Origin of the sequence: Falsiroseomonas oryzae (assembly GCF_027856955.1) — a bacterium.
GTDB lineage: Bacteria > Pseudomonadota > Alphaproteobacteria > Acetobacterales > Acetobacteraceae > Falsiroseomonas > Falsiroseomonas oryzae.
In genome coordinates this window covers 1-4301 of record NZ_JAPSMD010000445.1, presented here as the reverse complement: position 1 = coordinate 4301, position 4301 = coordinate 1, and the positions used below count along the sequence as shown (strand labels likewise).

Below are 4301 nucleotides of genomic sequence, written 5' to 3'. Positions count from 1 at the left end.
CGGGCGCCGCAACCGGCGCGGCGATGGGCGCGGAAGCCGGCACGTCGAGCGCAGGCACCGTCACCGGCACCGGGGCCGCAGCGGGCGCGGCGGGGGCACGCAGGGCGGCGCGCGCGGCTTCCTTCTCCCGCGCCTTCTCGGCCTCCTTCTCGATGTTGCGGGCGCGGACCTGCATCTCCTCGGCGTGCAGCGCAGCGAAGCCGGCGGCGTCGGGCAGGTCGAACTCCACCCGCGGCAGGTCGAGCCATTCGGTCCTGGCGAAGCCAGAGGCCTCGAACTTCTTCGGGTTCATGTGCAGCCCGACCGCGCCGATGTAGCGCCCGCTGGCCACATGCGTGTTCAGCCCGACGCGGCCCAGCGCATAGGTCACGGCCTTCTTGACGTCGTCCTGCGAGGTGACGCCGATCAGGATGCCTCGCCCCCGGTAGCGGCGCTGGATCTCCTCATGCGGGCGCGTCTTGTAGTCTCGGCCGAGCACCAGCTCGTAGTACTCGGCCATCAGCGGCTGCATCTCCTCCCAGTGGCTGCGGAACAGGCCGAAGCCCCAGAGATGGCCGATGCGCCGCAGCAGGCGCGCGCGCCGCGCCTGCTCAGCGAGGTCCGCCTGCAGGTGGCCGTAGCAGGCGAAGTAGCCGACCTTCCCGGTCGGACCGGTCGCGTCGCGCAGCGCATCCAGCGTCGCCAGGTAGCGCGGCGCCAGCACCAGGTCGTCCTCGAAGAAATAGCCGCAGTCGGCCTTCAGCTCGCGGAAGAACAGGGTCTCGGCGCGGTGGAAGTTCTCCGCGACGCCGAGGTTGGCGGGCGCGGCGAGCACATGGCCGCGCGGGAAGATGTCGCGGAAGGCGGCAATGCAGGCCTCCACCTCCTCCGCCGTGCCCAGCACGCGGCCGCTGTGCTCGTTGCGCCAATGGTCCTGGAACAGGAAGACCTCGCGCTGCGCGATGTCCGCCTGCGCGGCGAGCGACTCCAGCACCTGCCGCAGGTAGTCCGGCCGGTTGAAGGACATCACCGCGATCGGGGGATGGGCCATGCGATGCCTTCGCCTAGTCGAGGAAGAAGCCCTTGCCCTGCGCCTCGCGCGAGCGGAGCAGGGAGCGGCGGATCTGCCGCAGGGTGCGGATGCCCACGTTCTTCGCGTAGTACTCCTCGTTCCCCGGCAGGCGGTCCATCACCAGGCGCCACAGCCACTCCACCTCCTCGCGCGTGGCGGGACGGTCGGGGTTGAACATGTGCCGCCGCATCTCCGCAAGCTCGGCGTCGTAGGCGTCGCGGCGATGGGCGGCGCAGGCGTCCCGCTTCTCCGCGATGATGCGCTCGATCAGCTCCGTCGGCGCCTCCGGCAGGCGGGCGGGCATGGTCGTCGCCACCTCGGCCGCGGCGAAGCCATGCGCGGCGAAACGGTCCGGGCGGAAGCTCTCGCCCTGCGCGCCGATGTAGCGGGCGAAGGCGACGTCGGTGTTGACGCGGGCGAAGCCGAGCTCCGCGCAGGCCATGGTCTTCGCCACGTCCTGCGAGGACGCCATGGAGGACACGCCCTTCTCCCCGTAGAGCTCCACGATCCGCAGATGCGGTCGCGCCTGGTAGTCCACCTCGGCATAGACCTTGTGGAAGGGCTGCAGCCAGGGCTGCATGGCCAGCCAGCAGCGCCGCGTCAGGCCGAAGCCCCAGTGATGCTCCAGCGGCACCAGCTGCGGCGCCTGCGGGTCGCTCTCGCGCCGGTGGTCGCCATAGGCGGCGAAGTAGCCGAGGCGCGGATGCCGCCCCACGCCGCGCGACAGCGCCTCCAGCATGGCCAAGTAGCAGGGACCGAGCTCCAGATCCTCCTCGAAGAAATAGGCGATGTCGGCGCGGAGCGTGCGGAAGGCCAGCGTCTCGCCCCGCAGCAGGTTCATCGCGATGCCCAGGTTCTCCGGCGCGGCGTGGACATGGCCGCCCGGGAAATGCTCGCGGAACACCGCGATGCTCTCCGCAATGCGCGCCGGATCGCCGTAGGTCAGGCCCGAGCGGCGCGACCGCGCGCCGTCCTGGAGCAGGTGGAGCTGCGCGTCGGGCAGCACCACGCCCTGCTGCGCCTTCAGCGAGAGGCAGAGCCGCCGCAGGTAGTCCGGCCGGGTGAAGGCGAAGAGGATGACGGGCCGCGTGACCTCCCGCGCCGCCATGCCGTGGTGTCCCGTGTCAGCCGAAATGGCCGCGCCACCAGGCCACGAAGCGGCCGAGGCCGGTGCGCAGGTCGGTGGTCGGCCGCCAGCCGAAGTCGCGTTCCATGGCCGAGATGTCGGCATAGGTCGCCGGCACGTCGCCCGGCTGCATCGGCAGCAATTCGCGGCAGGCCGGCACGCCGAGCAGTTCCTCGAGGATGGCGACGAGATCGAGCAGCTGCTCCGGCCGGCTGTTGCCGATGTTGTAGATGCGGTGGCCGGGCTCCGCCGGGGGGCTGTCCAGCGCGGCGACGACGCCGGCGACGATGTCGTCCACGAAGGTGAAGTCGCGCTTCATCCGGCCTTCGTTGAACAGGCGGATCGGCCGGCCCTGCAGCATCGCCTCGGTGAACAGCCACACCGCCATGTCCGGCCGGCCCCAGGGGCCGTACACCGTGAAGAAGCGCAGGCCGGTCAGCTTCAGGCCATAGAGGTCGCTGTAGGCGCTGCTTATCATCTCGTCCGCCAGCTTGGTGGCGGCGTAGAGCGAGGCGGGGCGGTCGGTGCGGTCGGTCTCGCGGAACGGCCCGTCGCTACGCGAGCCGTAGACCGAGCTGGTGGAGGCGTAGACGGTGTGGCGCACCCGCCCCTCGCTGCGCCGGATGCCTTCCAGGATGGAAAGGTGGCCGGTGACGTTGGCGGCGGTGTAGGCGAAGGGCGCTTCCAGCGACCAGCGCACGCCGGCCTGCGCGCCGAGATGCGCGACGCGGTCGATGCCGGGATTGGCCTGCATCAGCGCCAGCACCGCGGCGTGGTCCGCCAGGTCCAGCTGGTGGAAGGCGAAGGCGCCGCGCGGGGCATCGCCCGTCAGCGCCGCCAGCCGCGCCCGCTTCAGCGCCGGGTCGTAATAGGGGTTCAGGTTGTCGAGCCCGATGACCTCGTCCCCGCGCGCCAGCAGCGCCCGGCACAGATGCGCCCCGATGAAGCCGGCCGCGCCGGTGACGAGTACCTGGCCCATGCTCAGGGGGTACGGGGGGCGGCGGCCGAACGCGGTCGCAAGCGCATCGGGATATTCCTGGTCGGCCCCGCGGGGCCGCTGGTGGTCGGGCGGGCGCGCACCCGCGTGCGGCCGTCATGCCCATTGCAACGACGATAGTCGCAGGACGGTCCGCGCGCCATCCCGCCCCGCGCCGCAGGTATGGTCGTGCCTCGAAGCCGCCTGTATGGTCCGCGCCGCCGGCCGGCCCTCGCGCCGGGCGTCGCCCGGGACCGGACCGCAGGCGTGACCACCGTCAACATCGTCACCTCCGACCGCGGCTGGGTGCTGGAGCGCCTGGCGCGCGAGATCGCGACGCGGCTGCCCTATGTCACCTTCGGCGAGGGCCCGGACCGGACGGCGGCGATCCAGTACTACATGACCTATTCCTGCCGCCGCCGCCGGCTCTCCCCGGTCGAGGTGGCGTATTTCGCGCATCTCGAGCCCGAAGGCGACGCGCGCGACCGCTTCTTCGCCGTGGCGCGCGAGGTGCAGCATTGCGTCTGCCACGCGCGCCTCTACGAGGCGGTGCTGCGGGAGGCCGGCATCGCCGCCGTCACCACCATCCCGCCCGGCGTGGACCTGGAGACCTTCCGCCCGAAGCTGCGCATCGGCGTGGTCGGCCGCACCTACCACACGGGCCGCAAGGGCGAGCACCTGGTCGAGCAGGTGATGGACATCCCGGAGATCGAGTGGTTCTTCACCGGCGAGGGCTGGCCGGGCCCCGCCCTGCGGCTGCGCCCGGAGGAGCTGCCGGATTTCTATCGCGGCCTGGACTACGTGCTGGTGCCCGCGCTGTACGAAGGCGGCCCGATGTGCGTGGTGGAGGCGCTGGCCTGCGGCACGGCGGTGATCGCGCCGCCGGTCGGCTGGGTGCCGGACTTCCCGCATGTCGAGTTCCAGGCCGGCGACGCCGCCGATCTGCGCCGCGTCCTGCTGGAGCTGGTCGAGAAGAAGCGCGCGCTGCGCGCCAGCGTGCTGGACCGCGGCTGGGACGCCTGGGCGGAGGGGCACGACCGGCTGTTCCGCGACCTGGCGGCCGGGCACGGCCTCACGCTGCGCCCGGCGGCCGAGCGCCCCGCCCGCCCCCCGCGCCCGCGCCGCATAGGGCTGTTCCTGCATGGCAG

Annotated in this window: 4 protein-coding genes; 1 reads left to right on the top strand and 3 read right to left on the bottom strand. The window is 72.1% G+C overall.

Annotation, left to right across the window (positions count from 1 at the left end; all coding sequences use genetic code 11):
* The 3 genes from OZN99_RS26610 to OZN99_RS26600 all read right to left on the bottom strand — a co-directional run.
* On the bottom strand, window positions 1-1030 hold a 1030-nt coding region (locus tag OZN99_RS26610; protein ID WP_270938253.1), incomplete at its 3' end, for a glycosyltransferase family 2 protein.
* A gap of 13 nt (window positions 1031-1043) precedes the next feature.
* Complete coding sequence (locus tag OZN99_RS26605; protein ID WP_270938252.1) at window positions 1044-2159, bottom strand: hypothetical protein; 1116 nt, start codon at window positions 2157-2159, stop codon at window positions 1044-1046.
* A 16-nt stretch (window positions 2160-2175) separates the two neighbouring features.
* Entirely contained in the window at window positions 2176-3156 is a 981-nt protein-coding gene (locus OZN99_RS26600) for an NAD-dependent epimerase/dehydratase family protein (protein ID WP_270938251.1), read from the bottom strand.
* 264 nt (window positions 3157-3420) lie between these two features.
* Between OZN99_RS26600 and OZN99_RS26595 the strand changes: the two genes are divergently transcribed.
* The coding region (locus OZN99_RS26595) for a glycosyltransferase (protein ID WP_270938250.1) at window positions 3421-4301 on the top strand (881 nt) is incomplete at its 3' end.